Raw genomic sequence first — 22,700 nt, 5'->3', positions numbered from 1 at the left:
GCGAGGGTCAGGCCGATCCAGAGGATGTCCTGCATGGGTAATGCTCCTGCAAGCTCGCCTCGCAAAGGCTGCGGGACGAGTCGAATGCAGCAGAGCCATTAGGATGGTGCGGCGTTGGAATTCGAGACGAACAAATCCGCGGCCGCATAGTATTTGCGTATGATCTGCGGATTTTCGCTGAAAAAGCGACGTCCGGAAGCGATAGCTCGCTCCCGGACGGCTTTCGATCATGCCATGTTCGAAAGATCAGAACCCGAAGCGCACGCGGATGCCGCCGTTGCGCTTGACCGGCATCGACAGCACCACCGCATTGCCGCCGAGCAGGCTCGTCGTCGTCTGGACGCCGGTGTAGCTCTTGTCTTTGAACACGTTGTTGACGAAGAACTGCACGTCGAGATGCTCGCTGCTAATACCGGTGCGCACGTTCACCTTGTTGGCATCGCCGATCCACGAGATGTTCTCGTACGTCGTGTAGATGCGGCTGCGGTGTGCATAGTCGCCGCGCAGGAACCAGCGGTAGCCGTCGCCGATGTCGACGCCGTATTCCGCGCCGACGTTGCTGGTGAACACCGGAGCCGCAGGGTTCTGCGCGCCCGCCGCCACCGTCGAGTTGCCGGTGATCGCCACGCACGAGGCGCAGGGGATCGAAGTGTCCAGCTCGACCTTGTTGTACCCGGCGTTGAAGTTGAGCGACAGCGCATGGGTCACCTTGAGGTTACCCTCGATTTCGGCGCCCTTCACCGTGCTCCTGCCGGTGTTCTGGGTCACGCCGACGCCGATGTCGCTGGCGCCCGGGGTGGCGTTGGGGACCTGGATGCTGTTGGTGATCGCCTGGTCCTTCCACTTGGCGTAGAAGACCGCCGCGCTGAAGGAGAACACATCCGCCACGGTGCCCTTCAGGCCCAGTTCGTAGTTGTCGATGACGGCCGGCTTGTAGATGTTGGTGACCGAGGCGCGCTCTTCCAGATAAGCGCGCTGAGCGGCGGTCAGCGGCAGGACCGAGAGGTTGAAGCCGCCCTTGTTCATCCCGCGCGAATAGGTCGCGTAGCCCATGAGGTCCGGCGTGAACTTGTACTGCGCGGACACGCGGGGCACGAAGCGCTTGTACTTGCCGCTGGTGCGCAGGGTCTGCGGGTTGCGGAAGTAGACCTTCAGCTCCTCCTCGATGTAGCGCCCTTCGGCGTTCAGCGTGAAACGCGGCGAGAAGTCGTAGGACACGCTGCCGAACACGCTCTTGTCGACGAGCGTATTGAGCGAGCCGTCGCCGAACACCTGGATCGTATTGGGATAGAGCGCGACCGTATAACTGCGGTTGCTGACCTTGAAGTAGTTGGCGCCCACCATCCAGCGCAGCGGCTGGTTCGCGCCGGAAGTGACCCGGAACTCCTGGCTGACGGCGCGCTCCTTGTACATCGCCATGGTCGGGTAGTTGATGAACGGATCGCCCACGAAACCGGGGATCGTCGATACCGTGGTGTTGGGAATGCCGCTGGTATCGCGCCCGTCGAGGTCCTGATTGCTCTGGAAACGGGTCTTGTTGTAGCCGGTCAGCGACGAGAGCACGATGTCGGTGCCGGGGATCGTGAAGTCCACCGCAAGGTTCGTCACGATCTCGCGGCGCTCCAGACCCGCGTGGTCGTTGATCGCCTTGTAGGTCGGGTTCAGGCGTCCCAGCGAGTTGTTGACGACCTGGTCGATGAACGCAGGCGTCGCCGGGTTCTGGCCCATCTGGCTGGTTGGGAACTGCGGGATCTTGCCGCAGTAGAAGTTGTTCACGTTGGTCGGCGCGGCGCCCGCGTTGCAGTTGAAGGTGTTGACCGGCAGACGGCTGGAGAAGCCCGCCGCGCCCGCGCCGTCATGGTCCTCCAGATACATGCCGAAAGCCTTGAGGCGCAGGCCGTCGAACGGCTTGATCACCAGCGTGCCGTTGATCGTCTCGGTCTGCTGCGCACCGAGGCGGCTGCCGTCGTAGGGGTTGGTGTACTGCCCGTCGAAGCCGTAGCGGCGCCCGCCGATGCGCAGGCCGATGGCGTCCTTGACGATCGGCAACTCGACGCTCGCCTTGATGTCATAGAGCGAATAGCTGCCCGCAGTGCCGTCGAAGTTCCACCGGAACGCATCGCCCGGATCACGCGTCACCACGTTGATCGCGCCCGCGAAGGACTGGCGGCCGAAGGCGGCGCTCTGCGGACCTTTGAGCACTTCGACACGCGACACTTCGTTGCCGAGGTTGTTGATGACGTCGAAGTTGACCGGCGTACCGTCGAGAAACACCGAGACGGTCGGGTTCAGCGGATCGGCGATGCCGCGGATGACGATCTGGCTGTAGCTGCGGTCGACGCGGCCCGAACTGGTCTGCTGCGCATAGAGGCCCGGCGTGAAGGCCTGCAGGTCCAGCACGTTGTTGACGTTGAGCTTGGCGAGGTTGGCCGCCGTCATGACCGACAGCGTCACCGGGGTCTCCAGCAGCGACTCCTCGCGGCGACGGGCGGTGACCATGATCACCCCGCCGTCGGTGCCCGCTTCGGCCTGCGGAGCGGACGGCGCAACCGGGGTTTCCTGGGCCTGCGCGGCAGGCGCAGTGGCCATGACGAGCATGAGCGCGGTGCAGCATGCACCAAAGTCATAGCATTTCGATTTCGAACGCATCTTGGTATTCTCCCTGTTTTCGGAATTTGCGTGTCAATGAACTTCGATTCATTGCACGACTTCGGAACGGAAGTTTTCAGGATAAAATCGGATATTCAATTGAATTTGGGTTGTCCGCCCATAACCATCAGTTATGAAACTGCAGAGGCCGGACCCCTGAGTCCCGCCGCCCGGAGAGCACGATGGACCTTCGCCAGCTGCGCCACCTGATCGCCATCATCGAGGAGCGTTCGTTCTCGGCCGCGGCCAAGGCGGTGCACCTCACCCAGCCTGCCCTGACGCGCAGCATGAACGCCCTCGAAGCGAGCGTTGGAACGCCGCTTCTGGTGCGCAGAAACAACGGAATTGAGCCGACTTCGGCAGGTTCCGTGCTTTACGAATACGCCAACCTGCTGACCGCCACAGCGGACAATGCCAGGGCCGACATCGCCCGGCTGGCGAAGGGTCTGGGGGGTGCGCTGAACGTCGGAATCGGCACACATCTGGCCGACCTCGCACTGCCGAAAATCCTCTCGGAGTTCGCGCGGCGCTATCCCCACCTGTCGATCAATCTGAAGATCGGGATGATCGAGGATCTGGTGCCGATGGTGCTGGAGGGCAGGGTCGAACTGATCGCCAGCATGGTCCCGACGGACCGCATGCAGGCAGGCATCGCCTATGAGCGACTTTTTACTACAACAACCCATTTATATGCAGCACAACTGCACCACCTATGCGCCATAGATGATGCCATTACTTTTGAACAATTGACGCGCGAGCGCTGGGTTTATTTAAACTGCCTCCACGCGGATCTCGACATGAATCGCTTCTTCGCCAATGGCGGCATGGGCTTTCCCGATCAGGTTTTCCGCACCGATTCCCCAAGGATGATGCGCGCAATGATCGAGGACGAAGGCTGCCTCGGCATCATGCCGGACGACTACATGAGCGGCGCCCGGGCGCAGGCGCTGCGAGTAGAGGGCATGCCCGTCCCGCGCGCGACCGGGCTGCTCTACCGCCCCGATATTCCGCTGCGTCCGATCGTCATGGAATTCGCCAACCTGCTGCGCCGCGAACTTTCCAAACCTCCGGGATGAGTGCGCGCGCACCGGCTCAGGCGGCCAGCGCGGCGAAAGCGCGCAGGCGCGGCACCAGGTGCTCGCCAAGGTGCAGGACGTCGGCGATCGGATCGAAGCCGCTGATCAGGAAGCGGTTCACGCCAAGCCGGTGATAGGCGAGCAGGCTGGCGGCGACCGAGTCCGGCGTGCCGACGATCGTGCTGGCGGCCTTCTGGAACCCGGTGGCGCGGGCGATGCCCACCCAGAGCCGCTCGTCCAGCACGTCGCCTTCGCGGGCGCGCGCTTCGGCCAGTTCGTTCTTGCCGAGGACGCCGGGCTGACCGCCCTTTTGCGCCATGTCCTCGACGCCCCGGCGCACGTCCTCCAGCACCGCCTGCGCCTTGTCCCATGCCTCGCCCTCGGTACGGCCGACGATGATCCGGGTGGACATGCAGAAATCGACTGTCCGACCGGCCTTACGCGCCTCTTGACGTACCGATGCGATCAGTGCGGCGCTGGGTTCCAGCCGGTCTATGCCGAAGGCGTAGACGTCGGCGTGCTGCCCCGCGACTTCCAGTGCGCGCGGGGACTGGCCGCCGAAGAACACCGGGATGCCGCCCGCCTGCACCGGCACCACTTCGGAGCGCGCGCCGCGCAAGGTATAGAACGTGCCGTCGTGATCGAACCGCTCGCCGCTCCATGTCCTGCGCAGCAGCGGAATATATTCAGCACTGCGGGCGTGACGTTCGTCGCGGGTTAGGAAATCGCCGTCGGCCTGCGTCTCGGTGTCGCTGGGGGCGGAGATGACATGGACGCCCACCCGCCCCTCGCTCAGCCGGTCGAGCGTGGCGAACTGGCGCGCGGCCAGCGTCGGCGCGACGAAGCCGGGGCGGTGCGCGATCATGAACCTGAGCCGTTTGGTGATCCCGGCAAGGTGCGTGGCGAAGACCACGCCGTCGGGCCACGTCGCCGCCTGCGCGATCAGCACGCGGTCGAAGTCCGCCGCCTCGAACGCGGCGGCGAGGCGGGCGATGAAGTCGGGCTCGACGATGCCCATCGGACGCGGGTTCGCCTCCGAGGATTCGCGATGGTTGAAAGTCCCGATGATCTCGATCGACATGACGCGTCAGTTTTCCTCGTGCGGCGCGGGCGCCGGTTCAGCCAAATTCTCAGCAGGCATCCGGTAGAACAGGAGCAGGACGATCCCGGCCACTTGCGCGACCGCCGGGATCGCCGCCATCGACAGGCGCACCGCCTCGCGCGCGGCCTCGCTCTGCACCAGCGCGGCGCCGGTCCCGGAACGGTAGCCGCTCGCCTGCAGGAACAGTCCGACGAGGAACGGCGCGAGGGCGAAGGCGGCCTTCTGGAAGAACTCGAAGAAAGCGGCGTAGAGCCCCTCCTTGCGCAGCCCGCTGCGGCGCACCCCGAAGGCGATGGTGTCCGGCAACATGGACAGCGTCATCAGCAGCGTTCCCGTCGTCGCGAAACCGGCAAAGCCGCCGCGCAGCAGGAACAGGGCATCGCCCTCGGCCGGGGAGGCCGCGAGCCAGCTCAGGCTGATCGCGGCCGAAAGCACCAGCGCCGCCGCGCAGATCACCGGCTTGGGCGCGAAGCGGGCGATCTGGCGCCAGACGGGCACGCTCATGGTGCCGACCACGCCGCTCGCCAGCGCGAACTGCGCCATGCCGGTCTCTCCGCGCGCAAGGATGTCGCGCATGAAGAACAGCCCGGTCGCGCCCACCGCCGCCGAGGCGATGAAGCCGCAGAACTTGACGCCCAGCAGGACGATGAACGGGCGGTTGGCGAAAAGCTGCGCGAACCCGGCGAGTGCGGAGCCGCGCTCATGCTCGACAGGGTGCTCGCGCAGGCCACCCGTCGCGACGACCGCGACGGCCATGCTCACGAAGATGAAGGCGGCCATGCAATAGCCCATCCGCGCGAAGGCATCGGCGGAACTGCCGCCCCACGCGATCATCGCCGGGGCCAACGCTCCCCCCGCCAGCGCGGCAAGCTGGATGAAGAACGTCCGCCAGGCCATCAGCGAGGTCCGCTCCTGCGGGCTGTCGGTGATCTCGGCGGGCATCGCGGAAGAGGGAATCGCGAAAGCAGAATAGCCGGTGAAGGTCAGCAGCAGCGCGCCCATCACCATGACCGCCTGCGAACCGCCCGCCCCGCTGCCCGAGAACAGCCAGGCCATGCCGAGGCCGCTCAGCAAGGCACCCGCCGCCATCCACGGTCGCCGCCGTCCCCAGCGGCTGCGGGTACGATCGCTGCCCTGTCCGATCAGCAGGTCGGCGATGCCGTCGTAGATCCGCCCGGCCAGCATGAACGAGCCCGCGAGGGCGGGGTCCATCCCGGTCGCGGTCACCAGGTAATACATCAGGATGACGTTGACGACGTAGAGCACGGTCGTGCTGCCCGCCGAACCGAACGCCCAGCCCACTTTGGTCGTGATCGGTATGCGCCTGGTGCCGCCAGGTACACCTTGAGTGCCGTTGAGTGCCGCTATTTCGGTCAAGAGCGCCCCCGCCTCACAGGTCCGCCACGGACTGCCTACCAGCCGGAGACTACGGACACGGCGCTGGCCCGGGAAATCGAAAGCACGGCTTCTTCCATGCACAAAACGTATGCTCGGGGAATCGGAAGACCATGCAGATCCGGCAATTGCGACACTTCCTGGCGGCGGTGGAGACGGGCTCGATGACCCTCGCCTCGACCGCGCAGAACATCACGCAACCCACGCTTTCGCGCAGTATCCGCACGCTGGAGGAGCAGCTCGGCGTCGACCTGTTCGAGCGCGGCCATCGCGGCGTCCTGCCCACCCGATACGGGGAATTGCTGGCGGCCCATGCCCGCTCGATCCTCCACGGCTTCGACCAGGCGATCGAGGATGTCGGCGCCATGCGGGCGGGCGGTTTGGGCCATGTCCGCCTCGGCATCGGCTCCACCGCGACCGACCCGCGCATTGCGCAGGCCTGCGCGGAAATGGCGGTTTCGGCGGAAAACATCACGCTTTCGCTGGACTTCGACGTGCCCGAGACGCAGTTCGCGCGGCTGCGGCGCGGGGAACTCGATGCGATCATCGACACTTTGCGCCCCGACCTCGACAGCGGCGACCTCAACTTCCGGCCGCTCACCCGGCTCGACCTGGTGCTCGTCGCGCGACGCAGGCACCCGATCCTCGAACGCGGCGTGATGCCTGCGCGAGAACTGGCCCGCTGGCCCTGGGCGATCTTCAACCAGCCCAATGCCGAGGCATTCTACCGCGGACTTCTGGGGCTGGAGGACGAGGACCACAACATCCGCGTCCGCAGTTCCTCGCCCGCGATGCTGCGGCAGTTGCTGCTCCACGCCGACCTCATCGGCCTGATGGCCCGTACCGAGATCGCCGACTGCCTAGCCGACGGGCGATTGCAGGAAGTCTCCGCCGACATGCGCCGCGTCGAGGCGACGCTTTGCGTCATCACCCGGCGGCGGACCTACATGAGCGGCGCCCTGCGCGTGGTGATCAAGCGGCTGCACGAGGCGCTGTGAGAGCCATCTCCCATACGATTTGGGCATGACTGCGCGCGCGCTTTCGATTGGGCGATGACCGGTGCCCTCCGCATAGTCCGGGGCATGAAGGCGGGGAAACACGGGACATGCTGAAACGTCCGGTCATGGCCGGGATCGCGGCGCTGACACTGCTTGCAGTGGGGTTCGGCGCCTTCGCCCTCGCTGCGCGGACGGGCGCCTTCGCCATTTCGCTGGAGGATTTGCGCCACCGCTACCAGACCGCGCATTCCCGCTACGTGTCGCTAGACGGGGTGCAACTTCACATCGACGACCGGGGCTCCGGGCCTGTCATCATGCTCATCCACGGGCACTACCAGTCGCTGCGTATCTGGGATGCCTGGGCGCAGCGGCTCGCCAGCGACCACCGCGTGATCCGCATCGACATGCCGCCTTACGGCCTCTCCGGCCCCGACCGCACCGGCCAGTACAGCCCCCGCCGCGTCGAGCAGCTGATCGCCCTCCTAGCCCGGCACGAACACCTGAAGCGCTTCAGTATCGGCGGCATCTCTACCGGCAGCGCGATCGCCATGCGCTATACGCTGGCGCATCCCGATCAGGTGGAAAGCCTTATCCTGGTGAACGCGCCGCTGGTGCCGATCCCACCCGGCTTGCAGCCGAAGACCTCGGCCATGCTGGGCTTTCTGGAGAACACCCTGTTCCGGCCGATTTACCGGCCCAAGGCGTTCTACCGCTACCTCCTGAACCGCCTGATCGCCAACAAGTCCGTCCTCACCGACGATCTGGTGCAGCAGACCTACGACATGCACCGCAAGCCCGGCAATGGGGCGACGCTGGACCAGTTCACCAGCGCCCTGCGCTTTGAAGCGAGCGATTACGGCAAGCGATCGCAGACGACCGCGCAGCAGCTGGGCTCGGTCCGCGTACCGACGCTCGTGCTTTGGGGCGGGGCCGGGTCCATGCTCCCGGTTTCGGTGGGCTGCGAGGTGACACGCACGGTCGGCGCCTCCCGCCGGCTAATGGTCAGTTTTCCCGGTACAGGCCATTTCCTGCCGATCGAGGCTCCGCACGCCGCCGAGGACATCGCCTGGTTCCTCGATGCCGACAGCGGCAAGGCCGCCCGTCCGCCTGCCGGCACAGTACAGGACTGCACACGATGAAACACGCCGTGCTCGGCGCGTTCTGCGCGCTCTCGCTCACGATCGCCCCCGTCTGCGCGCAGGAAACCATCGCCAGCCCCGACCCGATCCCGGTCGCCGAACTGGAAAGCCGCTACCGCCTTCCGCAATCGAAGTTCATCGACCTGCTCGGCACGCGCATCCACTATGTCGATGTCGGCTCCGGCCCCGTACTGGTCCTCACGCATGGGTCGAGTTCGTCGCTGCGCACGTTCGCGCCCATGATCGAGCGTCTGAGCCGCCGCTACCGCGTGATCGCGTGGGATGAGCCGAACATGGGCCTGTCGGGCGCCCCGCCACGTGTACTCTACGACCGCCCGCTCTATCCCGTACTGGTGCTGGAGGCGCTGCTTGAGACCCTCAAGGTCGAACGCGCCAACCTTGCCGGGGTATCGAGCGGCGGTGCAATCTCGTTCTACTACGCGGCGCGCAATCCGGGGCGGGTCGAGCGGTTGATCCTGTCCAACACGCCCACCGGCCGCGCGGACGGCAAAGGCATGGCGCTCAGCGCCGCGCTGGCGAGGGAAATCGCCGCCTCCACTCCGGCCACCGGACGCAAGAGCAAGATCTTCCGCCCGCGCTCCTACTGGCGGGCCTACTTCGATTTCTACACCGGAGAGCCCGGCCGCGCGGACGACCGGCTCGTCGACGAATACTACGACATGAACCGCCGCCCCGCCGCGCCCGACAGGCTGGCCATCGTCGCAGCGCTCGACGATCCGGCGCTGACCGCCGACGCGTTGGCGAAGGTGACTGCGCCGGTGCTGCTTGTCTGGGGCGCCCGCGATCCGGTCCTGCCGGTCGAGAGTGCAGCGGTCCTCCGCGATGCTCTGGTCCATGCTCAGGTATCGACGCTGATCCTGCCGGACGTGGGACATTATCCGCCGCTGGAAGTGCCGGGTCGCTTCGCCGACATCCTCGACAGCTTCCTCTTCGACGTTACCCCCTACCGGCCAGTCGCGCCGGACCCTGCCAAGCGGTGAGGCGCGCACATCCATGACCGACGACACGACCGAATTCTTCGGCATCCTGCACTGGAACGACTATTCCGAAGCCAGGCCGAGGCCCTTCGACGAAGTGGATTCCGAGTTCATCGCAGCCTGCGCCCGCGCTCATGAGGACGCAGGGTTCGATCGCGTGCTCATCGCCAACTCGGCCCATCGGCCTGACAGCCTGCCCATAGCGACATGGGCAGCGGCAGCGACCTGCAGGCTCGGCTTCATGATCGCGCACCGACCCGGCTTCATCGCGCCGACAATGGCCGCGCGCATGTTCGCCATCCTCGACCGGATGAGCGGCGGGCGCTGCGGTGTCCACATCATCACCGGTGCCGACGATCAAGAACTCCACGCGGACGGCGATTACAGTACCAAGGACGACCGCTATCGCCGCAGCCACGAATACGTCGAAGTCATGCGCAAGGTCTGGTCGAGCCAGGCGCCTTTCGATCACGAGGGGGAATTCTACCAGGTGGAGGGCGCCTTCTCCCACGTTCGGCCGGAAAAGGGCATCCCGGTCTTCTGGGGTGGCAGTTCGCCAGCCTCGATCGAGTACGGGACGCGCGCGGCGGACGTCTATGCGTTCCCCGGCTTCCCTGCCGCCGCCCTGAAGGAGCCCGCGCGCGACGTGCTGTCCCGCGCCCGCGCGATCGGCCGTTCACCGGCCCTGCTCACCTCCCTGCGCGTCCTCGTCGCCGACACTCCGGCGCAGGCGTGGGAACGCGCCCATGCCATTCAGGACCGGTTGATCGAGGAAGTCGTCGATAACGGCCGCTTCCCGACCAATCCGGGTGAAGGCCGCCGGGCGGCAATCGACCGGGCCAGGCAAGCCGCCAACGAGAATGCGCTGGAGGGTTTGCTCTGGGCAGGCATCACCCGCGTTCCCATCGGTCGGCCGGCGTTGGGATGCCTGGTGGGCAGCCACGATCAGGTCGCGGATGCGCTGATGGAATACCGGGAAGCCGGGTTCTCCCGGTTCATCGTCAGCGGCTATGACCCGATCCCCGACGCCCGCCTGTTCGGCGCAGAACTGATCCCCCGGGTTTGCGCACGCGCAAAGGCGCGATAGCCGGAACAAAGGCCGATCCCGTCCCTTCCTCCTGCAAAGGAGACAGAAATATGCTCGGCAAGATTTTGGGTGCAGTCGCAGGGAGTCAGGTAGCGCAACACGTGCGCGGTATCGACGGCACCGGCGGTGCGGTCCTCGGCGTAGCCGCGACGAGCGTGCTGCGACGACTGGGGCCGGTCGGACTCGTTGCCGCGGCGGTGGGCGGCTACGCGCTCAAGAAGCACATGGAAAAGCGGGAAGCCAGGAAAGCACCGGTCGCACCCAAGGCCGCACCCGGAAAATCCTAGGCCGGGCCGGCCGCGCGGTGGTACTCGCTCGCCGCCTGCGGGTCCTGCACGTCATAGGCGAACCACGCCTTCCGCCCGTAGTCATAGACCTGCACCAGCCCATCCTCGACCCGGGCTGCGAAGAACGTGGATGAGGCGCGATCGTAGCCTTTGACTTGCGCGCCATCGATCTCGACCGACACGAAATTCTTGTCCCCGGCGTCGTGGATTTCCGGCAGCGTACCGCCGAATTTTACACTCCGGGCGCCGTCGAACCCCTGTAAACGGCCGTCGCGGAACTCGGCGGCGATCTGCAGGTCGCGGCCAAGAGAATGGTCGTAGAGTCCGGCAACCTTCTTGCCGGTCAGGGCGGCGAAGGCGATCGCAGCGATCATCGAACGGGTATGTGCTAGCATGATGAATGCCTGACACGTCGCGGCTACTGAAATCAAGGTGGCCTGCGACAAGCCGATTGCGCGCCGGCGTCACCTTTGCGAAAGATCGCGCCGCTACGGCAGGAATCAGGGCCGGGCGATGCAGGAGCAAGTTGTGAAGCCGACGTCGATAGCGGGAATGCAGGTGCTGTTCGTCATGGCCATCGACCATGAGTACGGCCCGCATCTCAGGGCGCGGATGACGCCGCTGATGACCGGCGTAGGTCCCGTCGAGGCCGCCATCGCGGCGACCGCGTGCCTGCAGCGTCTGGAGGCCTCGGGGCAATTGCCCGATCTGGTCGTGACCCTGGGCTCTGCCGGATCGCGGCGCTGCCGGATGGGGGAAGTCTACCAGATCGAAAGCGTGTCATGGCGCGACATGGACGCATCGCGCCTCGGCTTCGCAAGGGGCGTCACACCGTTCGCCGACCATCCGGCAGTTCTGCAGTTGCCCGTGCTGCTCCCCGACCTGCCCCGCGCCTCGCTCTCGACCGGCGGCGATGTCATAGGCGGCGAAGACTATGCGCGGATCGACGCCGACCTCGTCGACATGGAGACTTACGCAGTGCTGCGCGCATGCCAGCGGTTCGGCGTGCCGATGATCGGCCTGCGCGGTGTCTCGGACGGCGCGGACGAACTGGAGGGCATGTCGGGCTGGACCGAACTGCTCGCGCTGCTGGACGAGCGGCTGGCGATCGCACTCGACAAGCTGACGGAGGCGCTTGAGCGCGGATTGGCGGATAGCCTTACCGCCGACGCCTGATCGTCGCCGAACTTACCTTCGTCATTCCCGCCTTCGCGGGGATGACGAAAGTGTTTTATACGCTCAGTATCAATACGAACCCGAAGTGTCGGTCGCATCGACGATGCCGTCGCCGTTGGTGTCGAGCCGCTCGAACATCCGCTCGCCCGAAGCATTGAACTCTTCCAGCGTCAGGTTGCCGTCCTTGTCGGTATCGAGCACGCCGAAGCGCACGTGGGCCTGCTTGACTTGGCCGTCCGGTGCCGGTTTGTCCTTGCTGAAGCGGCCGGTGAACTCGCCGACGTAGTCCGCCTCGCTGACCTTGCCGTCGCCATCGAGGTCGAAGGTGCGATACTTGGCGGCACGGGCAGCGGCGAACTCGGCGGCGGTGACGCGGCCGTCGTGATCGGCGTCGTTCTCGCGCAGGAAGGCTTCCTTGCCGTGGCCGGGCGCGGCGCGGCGCTCTTCGGTAGACTGGGCAAGCGCGCCCTGGCTGGCTGTGAGGGCGAGAACGAGCCCTGCGATAAAGTGAGTCTTGGTCATGGTCTTCTCCGTTGAACTGGAAATCGGGATCACTCTTCGACCTGGAACGTAAGCGAGGTCGTGTAGCTGCGCTCGTCGGTGCCGGAGCCGGCGGGCGCCTCGGCGCGGTGGCGGGTCATCAGGACGTATGTGCCGGGGCGGTCGAACGTGATGACGGCCTTGCCCTGCGCGTCGGTCCTGACCTGACGGTGGCTGACCGCCTCCTCATAGTCCGCGCCGCCCCGGTCCAGCTCCAGTTCCTGCGCGGCCATCGGCTTGCCGTCGAACAGTACATTGAGCGTGAACGGGGTGTCGAGATAGAGTTCGCTGGGATGCGTCACCGGCTGGATGCGCAGGCGCCCGATCGCGACGTCGACGGGCGCACGGGTCGGCTGCTTCTTGGAGACATAGGCGTCGGCGACGGTCTCGGTCTGGCTGGTGCGGACTTGCGTGGCTTCCTTGGGCACTTCGCCGTGGACCGGCTGCCACTTGCCGCCGACCAGCGCGCTCTTGCCCACCCGGCCGAGACGCACGCCCGTGGTGAAGCGATAAGTCCCCTCGGCATCGAGCGCACTTTCCAGCACCACCATCTGCTTGAGCGGGGTGATCGACTGGAAGCTGCCGCGCGATCCGTCCGGCAGGATGACGTGATAGTCGCTGGCATCGACCGGCACTTCGGGACGGAAGAACTTCTCGCCGAAAGCCGATTCCACCGTCACCATCTTCTCGGTATTGCCCGCGAAGAACTTGGGCAGGAGGTAGGAGGTGTGGGCGAGCGCGGCGCCGGGAGCGATGCTGACGGCGCACAACAGCGCGGCGAGCCTTACGGGAAGTCTGGTCATGGTCGAAGCGGTCCTCATCATTGTCCGGTGATCTCGAAAGTGAAGGTGTGCGCCTCGCCGTCCGGCGGGCGCGGGAAAGGCGATGCCCGGCGGACCAGAGCCATCGCCTCGTGATCGAAGCGCGAGGTGCCTGATGTGCGCGCCACGCGGATCGCGCGCGCGGCGCCGCCGGGCTCGACGGTGAAGGCGATCAGTGCCTCGCCGGCGCCGATGGTGTTGCCGCGCTGGTAGCGTTTCAGATGCTGGTAGACGCGGCCGCTGAAATTGCTGACGGCGGAATTGCCCGCCTGATCGGTGTTGCCGCCGCCGCTGCCGCCCTTCCCCTGAGCCTCCGCCGCGCTTTCCGCCGCCCGCGCCTGCGGACCGGGTGCAGTGGCGGCCGGAGTGACGAACGCGGCTGCGGGGATCAGCTTGGCCACAGGCAACTGCCGCGTCGTCGTCGCGGCCGCACCTTCACCCGTGCGCCCCTGCCCGCCGCCGCCTGCCTGCGCCGCCGGTTGCGGCAGGGGCTGCGCAGCGGGCCGAGCCTCTGCGACTATCGCCGGCGACGGAACTTCGGCAGGCGGCGTCACCGTGCGTTCCCGAGGCTGTTGTGCCTCGGCCAGCGGCTGCATCTTCGGGCCGGGTCCGCCCTCGCGCATGGACAGATCGATGCTGACGAGGCGGGAACGGGTGCCCCCTTCCACCAGCACCGTCTCGCCCCAGGTGAAGACCAGCAGGGCCGCCACGATCGCGTGCGCGGTGACCGAGGCGGCCATGGCGTTCAGGTCGATCCGCGCAAACGGACCTGTCCCGAATTCGGATCTGCCCATCCAGTAAGCCATGTCCGCCTCGCCCCCCTTAGAACATTTTCGAGAGGGCGGCCTTGAAGTTGCGCCCCACCGCCGGGCGCGTAGACAGCGCCGACTGGTAATAAGTGTCGAAGATGTTCTCGACGCTCAGGCGCAGCGCGACGTTCTCGAAGATGCCGCCGCTCGGCGTGATCGTGGCGCGCAGGTTGTGGACGTCGAAGCCCTCGTGCTCGGTGCCGTTGATGTCGAGGTCTTCGGCGAGGGTCGTTTCCCAGCGCACGTCCAGCAGCTTGCCGAAGCGCTTGCCCGCCGAAAGCATGTAGGTCTTCTGCGGCAGGTTGGTCCAGTCGTCGATCACGCCGGTGGTGCGCAAGCGCTGGCCGTCCGGGATAGTCGCGTTGAAGTCGAAGTAGATCCCGCTCGCGGTGGCGTAGGATGCCTCGATCTCGAAGCCGTCGAGATAGACCTCGCGCACGCCCGAGTAGGCAGTGTTGTCGGTCAGCTCGGTGTCGTAGTAGTTGACCTTGATCGCAAGGTGATCGCCCTTGCCGAGCAGATCGGTGCGGTCGAACGAACCGCCCGCTTCCCAGGTCCGGCTCTTTTCCGGCTGGTTCATGTAGGTGGCGTTGTCGAGGTCGTCGATGATCGGCATGTTGCGCGTGCGCGCCCAGCTTCCGAACGCGGCGAGACCGAAAGGCAGCTCGTAGCGGGCCGAGACGCCGCCCATCCACGCCTCGTTGTTGTAGGAAACCGGCGTGCCGGTGCGGTTGGACTTGACGTTCGAGGTCTCCCAGCGGATCGCCGGGCTCAGCGTGAAGCCCTTGAACAGGCCGATCTCGTCCACTGCGAAGGCGGCCATGCGGTTGTCGGTGCCGCCCGGCGCACTGTTGGCGTCAGCCCGCTTCTTGTGAATGTACTCGACGCCGAAGTGCAGGTTGTGGCGGATCGGCCCGGTCGAGAACAGCGCGGCGTTCTTGAGCGTGATCTTCGAGGTCTCGTAACGGTGGTCGGCATCGAGCACCGGCGAGATCGCGACGCCCACGGCGCTCTGGTCGATCTCCTGATTGGCGTACGTGTACAGCAGCTGGAGATTGACCGCGTCGTTATCGACCGGCTTGTAGCCGTAGGATACCGTCAGCACCTGGCTCTTGGTGTCGCGGTCGACGTTGCCGAAGATACCCGCCGTAGTGCCGAAGCTGTCGTAGGGGACGTCGCGGTCGCTGGTGGTGGTCTGGTTGAAGCTGGCGGCGATGGTGTGGGCATTGTCGGCGCCGAAGTGGAACGCGCCTTTCACCAGGAAGCTGGGCAGATCGAAGCTGCTGTTGCCGATGTCATCGCCGTGGCCGTCCTGCTGCGTGCTCTGGGTCCGCCAGGTGTAGTTCGCGAGGAACTCGAACTGCTCGGTCGGCATTGCCGCGACGGTGGTGGAGGTCGCGAAGCCGTTGCCGTTGGTCTGGCCCGAAACCGTCTGGCTGGCGGTGATGCCGGTCTTGCCGTGGAGGACGGTGGCCGCATCGTTGGTTTCCAGCAGGACGACACCGCCGATGATCCCCGAGCCCCACTCGAAGCTGCCCACGGTGCCGCGGATCACCTGCGCCCGCTTGTAGAGCAGCGGGTCGGTGAACAGCTGCGTGCCGACGCGGTAGATCTCTTCCGAGCCCGTGGTGGCGCCGTCGACGACGAAAGCGACCTTCTGGTCGGTGCCATAGGTGCCGTTGGCGCCGAAGCCGCGGATGTTGATGCCAGAGCCGATCGGGGTCGATCCGTTGATGAGCGTGACGCCGGGCACGGAGTCCAGCAGTTCGGCGATGGTGGAGGCCTGGCGGTCCTCGATCTCCTTGCGGTCGATCACGGTGATCGGCGTCGCGGTGTCGGTCTGGATGGCGCGGGTGCTCTCGCCGATATCGATGGTGCCGAGGAATTCACCGGCCTGCGTGTTCTTGTCGGTGGCGGCAGCGTCCTGCGCGTGGGCCGGAGCGGCGACGAAGAAGGCAATGGCGGACACCCCGCCAAGCGCGCGGGCGGCAAAACTACGAAGCATAATTGTTTCCCCTTCGCTAATGCGAATCGTATGCATTAGCAGAAAGGCCAATTGCGCAGCTTGACTGTTACGTAAAGGACTTTTTGCGGATTTCGTCCGGTGGCCCCGGAAAGATCGCGAAGGGCATGACGAAACCGCCCCGGAAGCGGCGTGCTTCCGAGGCGGTCTGTAAGAACTGTCAGCTTCTCGCCGCGTGCGGCGAAAGACGGTCAGAACGGGATGTCGTCGTCGAGGTCGTCGCCGAAGCCGCCGCCGGAACCGCCGGACGAGCCGCCCGAGGAACCGCCGGTGCGGCCCCATTCGCTGCCGCCCGAAGCGCCACTGGAGGAACCGCCGCCCCATTCGTCACCGCCGCGCGATGCTCCGCCCGAGCGCTGGCCGCCGCCGAAGCCGCCGCCAGAGGAACCACCCTCGCTCCAGCCGCCACCGCCGCTGCGCTGGCCACCGCCGCCGCCGCCCGGCGCACCGTCGAGCATGGTCAGCACGCCGCCGACGCCGCCGACCGAGACTTCGGTGGTGTAGCGGTCGTTGCCGTTCTGGTCCTGCCACTTGCGGGTGCGCAGCTGGCCTTCGATGTAGACCTTCGAGCCCTTGCGCAGGAACCGCTCGGCGACGCCGACGAGGCCGTCGGACTGGAGCACGACCGAGTGCCATTCGGTACGCTCCTTGCGCTCGCCGGTGGCGCGGTCCTTCCAGCTTTCGGAGGTCGCGATGCGCAGATTGGCGATGCGGCCGCCGTTCTGAAACGACTTGACCTCGGGGTCGGCCCCCAGGTTGCCGACGATGATGACCTTGTTGACGCTGCCTGCCATGCGGGAATCGCTTTCGTTTCGAATCTGGCGGACGGGTTAGCCCAAGCCGGGGCACCGATGCGAGTCCGGCAGACCGCCTTTTCTACAATTGTAACTGTCATTGCGAGCGAAGCGAAGCAATCCAGGGCGGTGTAAGGCTGCCCTGGATTGCTTCGCTTCGCTCGCAATGACGAAGTGAAAGCGCGCTACAGCCCCGCCGCCACCGCGACCCAGTACGTCGCACCCGCCGCGATGTAAGCCAGCCCGAACAGGTACGCGAGCATGAACGTCGGCCACTTCCAGCCGTTGGTCTCGCGCCGGGTCACCGCGATCGTCGACATGCACTGCGGCGCGAACACGAACCATGCCAGGAACGCCAGCGCCATCGGCAGGGTCCAGCGCCGCTTGAGCTGGTCGCCGAGTTCGAGCGCCTGCTCGTCCTCGTTGTCGCCCGCATCGACCGCGTAGGTCGTCGCCAGCGAGGACACCGCAACTTCGCGCGCGGCCATCGCCGGGATCAGCGCGAGCGCCATGTCGCGGTTGAAACCGATCGGCTCGACCACGAAGGCGAGGCCGTTCGCCACCTTGCCCGCGATCGAGGCATCGACTTGGCTCTCGCCCGGGCCGGCCTTCGGGAAGTTGAGCATGACCCACAGCACGACCGTGACCATGAAGATGATCGTGCCCGCGCGGCGCAGGAAGATCCACGCGCGCTGCCACAGGCCGATCGCCATGTCCTTGAGGCGCGGCATCTGGTACTTGGGCAGCTCCATGATGAAGCCCGAAGCGGCGCCCTTGGTCATCGAGCTGCGCAGCGCCAGCGCCACCGCCATGGCCCCGACCACGCCCACGACATAGAGCGTGAACAGCACCAGCCCCTGCAGGCCGATCCCGCCCCACACGCTGGTATGCGGGATAAACGCGGCGATGATCACCGCATAGACCGGCAGGCGCGCCGAGCAGGTCATCAGCGGCGCGATCAGGATCGTCGTCAACCGGTCCTTGGGGTCGGTGATCGAGCGCGTCGCCATGATGCCCGGAATGGCGCAGGCGAAGCTGGAGAGCAGCGGGATGAAGCTGCGGCCGGACAGGCCCACGCTTGCCATCATGCGGTCCATCAGGAACGCGGCGCGGGCCATGTAGCCCGATGCCTCCATGGCGAGGATGAAGGCGAAGAGGATGACGATCTGCGGCAGGAACACGATCACCGAGCCGACGCCCGCGATCACGCCGTCCGTCAGCAGGTCGCGCAGCAGGCTTGGCGGAAGCGCGGCCTTGACGCCGTCGTGCAGCGCACTGACGCCCGCATCCAGCGCATCGGCGAACGGAGTCGCCCAGGCGAACACCGCCTGGAACACCACGAAAAGGATTGCCAGCAGGATCACCGGCCCGACCCACGGGTTCAGCAGCAGCTGGTCCAGCTTGGCGTGAAGACGGTGGCGCTTGGATTCCGAAAGGATCGCCGCATCCGCCATGGCATGCGCGGCGACGCGGCGTTCGGTCTGTCCGAGGGCGGTCAGGCCCGGCCCCGGATGCCGCTCGCCCGCGTTCGCAATCGCCTCGCCCAGTTCGGCAAGGCCGCGGCGGCGCACCGCGACGGTCGGGATCACCGGCACGCCCAGTTCCTCGGCCAGCACTGCGGCGTCGAGGACGAGGCCGTCACGCTCCGCCAGATCGACCATGTTGAGCGCGACGACGGTGGGCTTGCCCAGCGCCAGCAGTTCCTGCGCGAAGACGAGGTGCTGCTCGAGGTTCGATGCGTCGAGCACCACCACCAGCACGTCGGGCGCGGCTTCGCCGGGGAAGTGCCCGGCGATGACCTTGGCGGTCACTTCCTCGTCCGGGCTGGTCGGGTCGAGGCCGTAGGCGCCGGGAAGGTCGGTCATCTCCACCGGCTCGCCGGTCGGCAGGACGAAGCGGCCCGACTTGCGTTCCACGGTAACGCCGGGATAATTGGCGATCTTCTGGCGCGCGCCGGTCAGCGCATTGAACAGCGCGCTCTTGCCCGCATTGGGGTTGCCGACGAGCGCGACCCGCCTGTTACCTTCAGGGCGTTGACGGCTCACAGTTCCTCGACCTCCATCGCGGCGGCATGGGCGCGGCGCACGGCCACGGTCATGCGGCCCACGGTAATGGCGATAGGGTCGCGCCCGCCCAGGATGCCGCGATGCGACACCGCGATCCTGGCGCCCTCCTCCAAGCCCAGGGCGCGGAGCCTGCGCGCCTCTTCCTGGACGAGCGCGGGCCAGTGCACGGCGACGATGCGCGCGAACCGGCCGATAGGAAGCATATCGAGAGTCATGCTGGCGCGGTGCCAGATAACACCCTTAATTGCAACCGGATCGCAATAGCGAAAGTATGGGTTTTAGCGGGGGCAAGAATTTGAAACGAAGCCAACCCCGCCGCCAACCACCGTTCGTCATTGCGAGCGCAGCGAAGCAATCCAGGGCAGTCTTGAGCCGCCCTGGATTGCTTCGCTGCGCTCGCAATGACGAACGGTTGTGTAGACTGGTGGCACGGAAGGTGGAGCGCAGACTGCGCGCCACTCCCTTTTACCGTGCCGGGTAGCGCATGCGGCCGAGCAGGCGGGTCATGCTAAACCGCTCGTCGGGCTTGCGCAGCAGCTGCGACTTGGCCTTCTCGAAGCGCATGATCCCGGCGATGCGGCGGTCGAGGAAGGCGCGCGTCTCGGCCTTGTCCTCGCTGGTGTCACGCGCGAAGGCGTGGAGCGTGGCCGCATAGATGCCGCCCAGGATCGCGCGCTTGGTGTAATGGTTGTAGTCGGTCGCGGTATCGCCCGCGAGCCGCCACATGGCATCGGCGCTGCGCCAGCCCAGCCGCGTGGATGCGGCGATGTTCTGCGGCATCGCCATGATCGTCAGCGCCCGCAGCAGCGCTTCCTCGCGCCCCGCCACGGCCTCCAGCCGCGCCCAGACGAGGCGGCGGATACGCTCGCGGATCGAAAGGTTCGACAACGCGCCCCCTCCGACGGACGCGGTCATCGTCGCATCGACATGCCCAATCCACGCGGAGATCATCGCCATCGCCCCGTCGCGGAAGGCATAAGCCGCCAGCGCCGGATCGACACCCGCCGAAGCCGCGGCCGAAGCGACCGCATCGGCAGTCCAGCCGTCGAACACGGCGGCATCGGCCACCAGCGGAGCCAGTTGCAGGCGCAGTTCGTCGAGCGAGGCGGCTTCTTGCGTCATTTCCAACGTCCTCAGAAGGTCGGGCCGTAGACCGGCTTGGCGGTCTTCGCGCCCTTCTTGCCATAAGTCTCGATGACCGACATCAGCTGCGCGCTGCCGCCTTCGATCTTGGCATAGTCCCGCGCGCTGCGGCCCGAATTGTCGGAGCGGTCGGGATTGGCGCCCGCTTCGAGCAGCGCCTTGGTCAGTTGCAGGTCCTTGCGGTGGACGGCGAAGATCAGCGGTGTCTCGCCCGCGTCGTTCGAGGTGTCGGGGCTGGCCTTCTGGTCGAGCAAAAGCTGCGCGCCCTCGCGCCAGCCGAGGTTCACCGCCAGTTCCAGTGCGCTGCGCCCGCGATCGTCGGTGGCGTTGACGTTGGCGCCCTTGGCGATGAGGTAGCTGAGCCAGGTCAGGTCGCGGCGCGCGGTGACGATGTGCAGCGCGCCTTCGCCGGTGGTGACGTCCTTGGCGTTGATGATCTGGGAGGACTTCATGATCGCCTCCTCGACCTTGTCGCCTTCCTTCTTCTTAACCGCTTCGAGGAACTTGTACCCTTCCGAGAAGTCGGCGCGGGCGGGCGAGGTCATCAGCAGGCTCATCGCGAACACGGGAACAGCCACCTTGAGGACCATGCGAGAAAGGCCCACAACGCGGCGTATCGTCATCTTCAGCACTTCTAACGTCCTTCCACCACAGGTCTTTACGCGCGCCCCGCCATCCGCGCCTTGCATGGAGGCGTCTAGCAGGTCATGAGCGTGGGCGCCATGACATACCTTGCACGTCGTCTCGCTCCCCTTGCACTCGTATTGCTGGCGGGGCTGCCGCTTTCCGCCTGCTCGAAGCAGCCTGCGGCCGAGCGTCCGCCGCTCGAGGGCGCGGCCATCGGCGGGCCGTTCACGCTGGTGGACAAGGACAACAAGCCGGTCACCTGGGACAGCTTCAAGGGCCGCTGGCGAATCGTCTACTTCGGCTACACCTTCTGCCCCGACGTCTGCCCGCTCGACATGCAGGAAACGATGCGCGGCTTCGCCGAATTTGCGAAGCGCGAACCGGCCAAGGCGGCGAAAGTGCAGCCGATCTTCATCACCGTCGATCCGCAGCGCGACACGCCCGAGATCGTCGGCCAGTGGACCTCGGCGTTCGGCCCGAAGCTGCTCGGCCTCACCGGCACGCCGCAGCAGATCGAAAGTGCTGCCAAGGCCTTCGCGATCTACTACAAGAAGGGCTCCGACACGCCCGGCGGCTACCTGATGGATCACGTTCGCATCACCTACCTGTTCGACCCCGACGGCAAGCCGATTGCCATGCTGCCCTCCGACCAGGGCCGCAAGGCGGTCGAGGCCGAGCTTGAAAAGTGGGTGAAGTGAGCGGCCAGAAGCCCTTCTGGGAACTGCCCCTCGACCGCCTGACCCGCGATGAGTGGGAGGCCCTGTGCGACGGCTGCGGTCAATGCTGCCTGCACAAGGTCGAGGACGAGGACACCGGCGAGATCTACCACACCAATGTCGCCTGCAAGCTGCTCAACCTCAAGACCGCGCAGTGCAGCGACTATGCCAACCGCCGCAGCTTCGTGCCCGACTGCCTGAAGCTGACGCCCGAGAGCGCGGGTCGCTACGCATGGCTGCCGCCGAGCTGCGCCTACCGCCTGCGTGCCGACGGCGACCCGCTGCCCGAATGGCACTACCTCGTCAGCGGCAGCCGAGACACGGTGCACGAGGCGGGCATCTCAGTGGCAGGCAAGGTGATCTCGGAGACGGTGGCCGGGCCGCTCGAACAGCACATCGTCTGGCCCTACGGCGACGAGGATGGGGAGGAGTGGGAGGTCGAGGACGGCGGCGCGCCGTGGGACGTCCTGCCGGAGCAAAAGCGCTGAATGCGATGCTCGACTGGCTGAGGCGCGATCCGCGCGAAGAGCTGGTCGTCGAGGTCGGTGACCGCGCCCTTCCCGTGGTGGTCCGCCACCTCGACCGCGCCCGCCGGATGACCATGCGCCTTGCGCCCGACGGCAGCGAGGTGCGCATCTCCGTCCCGCGCTGGACCCGCACGGCCGAGGCGGTCGCCTTCGCCCGGAGCCGCCGCGACTGGCTGGCGAAGCAGCTCGCCGCCCTCCCCGCCGCCGCGCCGATGGCGGACGGAACCACGATCACCTTCCGGGGCGACGCCCTCGCCGTGGTCCACGACATCACCGCGCCGCGACGCCCGGTCGTCGACGACGGCGAACTGCGCCTCGGCGGCCCTGCCGATTCGCTTGCCCCGCGCGTCCTGCGCTGGCTGCAGACGGAGGCGAAGGACCTCCTCGCCGCCGACCTCGCCGAATATTGCGAGCGCGCCGCCCAGCCCTGCCCCGCCCTCGGCCTGTCGAGCGCGCAGCGGCGCTGGGGTTCCTGCGCGCATGACGGGACGATCCGGATCAACTGGCGGCTGATCATGGCGCCCGATCCGGTGCGCCGCTCGGTAGTCGCACACGAGGTTGCCCACCTCGTCCACTTCGATCACTCTCCCGCGTTCCATCATGTCCTCAAGACGATCTTCGAGGGGTCGATCCATGAGGCTAATCGGTGGCTCAAGGCGCATGGCCGGTCGCTCTATGTGCCGTTTGGGTAGCGTTGGGTGCCGTTAGGGCCTACATGGGTGCCATG

The 22,700-nt window shown here is 66.4% G+C and carries 23 protein-coding genes; 10 read left to right on the top strand and 13 right to left on the bottom strand.

Annotated elements, in window-relative coordinates:
* Positions 1-246: 246 nt before the first annotated feature.
* A complete protein-coding gene (locus tag PKE80_RS22045; protein WP_271184363.1) occupies positions 247-2,649 on the bottom strand; it encodes a TonB-dependent receptor in 2,403 nt (800 codons plus the stop codon).
* Positions 2,650-2,831: 182 nt separating this feature from the next.
* Between PKE80_RS22045 and PKE80_RS22040 the strand changes: the two genes are divergently transcribed.
* Positions 2,832-3,725, top strand: coding sequence for a LysR family transcriptional regulator (locus PKE80_RS22040; RefSeq protein WP_271184362.1), 894 nt, complete (start codon positions 2,832-2,834; stop codon positions 3,723-3,725).
* A 16-nt stretch (positions 3,726-3,741) separates the two neighbouring features.
* On the opposite strand, the gene PKE80_RS22035 is transcribed toward PKE80_RS22040, so the two are convergent.
* On the bottom strand, positions 3,742-4,806 hold the full coding sequence (locus PKE80_RS22035) for an LLM class flavin-dependent oxidoreductase (protein ID WP_271184361.1): 1,065 nt from the start codon (positions 4,804-4,806) through the stop codon (positions 3,742-3,744).
* Between the two features lie 6 nt (positions 4,807-4,812).
* Positions 4,813-6,204, bottom strand: a complete 1,392-nt coding sequence (locus PKE80_RS22030) for an MFS transporter (RefSeq protein ID WP_271184360.1) — start codon at positions 6,202-6,204, stop codon at positions 4,813-4,815.
* A gap of 131 nt (positions 6,205-6,335) precedes the next feature.
* On the opposite strand from PKE80_RS22030, the gene PKE80_RS22025 reads away from it, so the two are divergent.
* The 5 genes from PKE80_RS22025 to PKE80_RS22005 all read left to right on the top strand — a co-directional run bounded on the left by PKE80_RS22025 (position 6,336) and on the right by PKE80_RS22005 (position 10,731).
* Positions 6,336-7,220 (top strand): LysR family transcriptional regulator, encoded by an 885-nt coding sequence (locus PKE80_RS22025; RefSeq protein WP_271184359.1) that lies wholly within the window; start codon positions 6,336-6,338, stop codon positions 7,218-7,220.
* 107 nt (positions 7,221-7,327) lie between these two features.
* Positions 7,328-8,359 (top strand): alpha/beta fold hydrolase, encoded by a 1,032-nt coding sequence (locus tag PKE80_RS22020; RefSeq protein WP_271184358.1) that lies wholly within the window; start codon positions 7,328-7,330, stop codon positions 8,357-8,359.
* Complete coding sequence (locus PKE80_RS22015) at positions 8,356-9,360, top strand: alpha/beta fold hydrolase (RefSeq protein WP_271184357.1); 1,005 nt, start codon at positions 8,356-8,358, stop codon at positions 9,358-9,360. The genes PKE80_RS22020 and PKE80_RS22015 overlap by 4 nt, the downstream gene beginning before the upstream one ends.
* Before the next feature lie 13 nt (positions 9,361-9,373).
* Complete coding sequence (locus PKE80_RS22010; protein ID WP_271184356.1) at positions 9,374-10,444, top strand: LLM class flavin-dependent oxidoreductase; 1,071 nt, start codon at positions 9,374-9,376, stop codon at positions 10,442-10,444.
* A 50-nt stretch (positions 10,445-10,494) separates the two neighbouring features.
* The gene (locus tag PKE80_RS22005) at positions 10,495-10,731 is read left to right on the top strand and encodes a hypothetical protein (RefSeq protein ID WP_036527928.1); all 237 of its coding nucleotides are present in this window, start codon (positions 10,495-10,497) and stop codon (positions 10,729-10,731) included.
* Here the strand turns inward: PKE80_RS22005 and PKE80_RS22000 are convergent.
* On the bottom strand, positions 10,728-11,126 hold the full coding sequence (locus PKE80_RS22000) for a hypothetical protein (RefSeq protein WP_271184355.1): 399 nt from the start codon (positions 11,124-11,126) through the stop codon (positions 10,728-10,730). The genes PKE80_RS22005 and PKE80_RS22000 overlap by 4 nt on opposite strands.
* A gap of 118 nt (positions 11,127-11,244) precedes the next feature.
* Between PKE80_RS22000 and PKE80_RS21995 the strand changes: the two genes are divergently transcribed.
* Positions 11,245-11,907 (top strand): 5'-methylthioadenosine/S-adenosylhomocysteine nucleosidase, encoded by a 663-nt coding sequence (locus PKE80_RS21995; protein WP_271184354.1) that lies wholly within the window; start codon positions 11,245-11,247, stop codon positions 11,905-11,907.
* Between the two features lie 69 nt (positions 11,908-11,976).
* Here PKE80_RS21995 and PKE80_RS21990 read toward each other — a convergent pair whose 3' ends face one another.
* The 9 genes from PKE80_RS21990 to PKE80_RS21950 form a co-directional block, all read right to left on the bottom strand.
* Positions 11,977-12,429, bottom strand: coding sequence for an EF-hand domain-containing protein (locus tag PKE80_RS21990; protein WP_271184353.1), 453 nt, complete (start codon positions 12,427-12,429; stop codon positions 11,977-11,979).
* 29 nt (positions 12,430-12,458) lie between these two features.
* Positions 12,459-13,250, bottom strand: coding sequence for a DUF4198 domain-containing protein (locus PKE80_RS21985; RefSeq protein WP_271184352.1), 792 nt, complete (start codon positions 13,248-13,250; stop codon positions 12,459-12,461).
* Positions 13,251-13,267: 17 nt separating this feature from the next.
* Positions 13,268-14,062, bottom strand: a complete 795-nt coding sequence (locus PKE80_RS21980; protein ID WP_271184351.1) for an energy transducer TonB family protein — start codon at positions 14,060-14,062, stop codon at positions 13,268-13,270.
* 28 nt (positions 14,063-14,090) lie between these two features.
* Positions 14,091-16,082, bottom strand: coding sequence for a TonB-dependent receptor plug domain-containing protein (locus PKE80_RS21975; protein WP_271184350.1), 1,992 nt, complete (start codon positions 16,080-16,082; stop codon positions 14,091-14,093).
* A 209-nt stretch (positions 16,083-16,291) separates the two neighbouring features.
* Positions 16,292-16,894, bottom strand: a complete 603-nt coding sequence (ssb, locus tag PKE80_RS21970; RefSeq protein ID WP_271184349.1) for a single-stranded DNA-binding protein — start codon at positions 16,892-16,894, stop codon at positions 16,292-16,294.
* 185 nt (positions 16,895-17,079) lie between these two features.
* On the bottom strand, positions 17,080-18,939 hold the full coding sequence (feoB, locus tag PKE80_RS21965) for a ferrous iron transporter B (protein ID WP_271184348.1): 1,860 nt from the start codon (positions 18,937-18,939) through the stop codon (positions 17,080-17,082).
* Positions 18,936-19,175 (bottom strand): FeoA family protein, encoded by a 240-nt coding sequence (locus PKE80_RS21960; protein WP_271184347.1) that lies wholly within the window; start codon positions 19,173-19,175, stop codon positions 18,936-18,938. The genes feoB and PKE80_RS21960 overlap by 4 nt, the downstream gene beginning before the upstream one ends.
* A 250-nt stretch (positions 19,176-19,425) precedes the next feature.
* On the bottom strand, positions 19,426-20,082 hold the full coding sequence (locus PKE80_RS21955) for a COQ9 family protein (RefSeq protein ID WP_036527940.1): 657 nt from the start codon (positions 20,080-20,082) through the stop codon (positions 19,426-19,428).
* A gap of 11 nt (positions 20,083-20,093) precedes the next feature.
* On the bottom strand, positions 20,094-20,735 hold the full coding sequence (locus PKE80_RS21950) for an ankyrin repeat domain-containing protein (RefSeq protein WP_370424662.1): 642 nt from the start codon (positions 20,733-20,735) through the stop codon (positions 20,094-20,096).
* A gap of 90 nt (positions 20,736-20,825) precedes the next feature.
* Between PKE80_RS21950 and PKE80_RS21945 the strand changes: the two genes are divergently transcribed.
* Genes PKE80_RS21945 through PKE80_RS21935 form a run of 3 tightly spaced genes read left to right on the top strand, consistent with a single transcriptional unit; the run spans position 20,826 to position 22,665 of the window.
* Positions 20,826-21,428 (top strand): SCO family protein, encoded by a 603-nt coding sequence (locus tag PKE80_RS21945; protein ID WP_271184346.1) that lies wholly within the window; start codon positions 20,826-20,828, stop codon positions 21,426-21,428.
* Entirely contained in the window at positions 21,416-21,934 is a 519-nt protein-coding gene (locus tag PKE80_RS21940) for a YcgN family cysteine cluster protein (protein WP_271184345.1), read from the top strand. The genes PKE80_RS21945 and PKE80_RS21940 overlap by 13 nt, the downstream gene beginning before the upstream one ends.
* 5 nt (positions 21,935-21,939) lie before the next feature.
* Positions 21,940-22,665, top strand: coding sequence for a M48 family metallopeptidase (locus tag PKE80_RS21935; protein ID WP_271184481.1), 726 nt, complete (start codon positions 21,940-21,942; stop codon positions 22,663-22,665).
* Positions 22,666-22,700: the final 35 nt, after the last annotated feature.

Source organism: Novosphingobium resinovorum (genome assembly GCF_027922145.1).
GTDB classification, from domain to species: Bacteria; Pseudomonadota; Alphaproteobacteria; order Sphingomonadales; family Sphingomonadaceae; genus Novosphingobium; species Novosphingobium resinovorum.
This window is presented reverse-complemented; position numbering and strand designations above follow the sequence as displayed.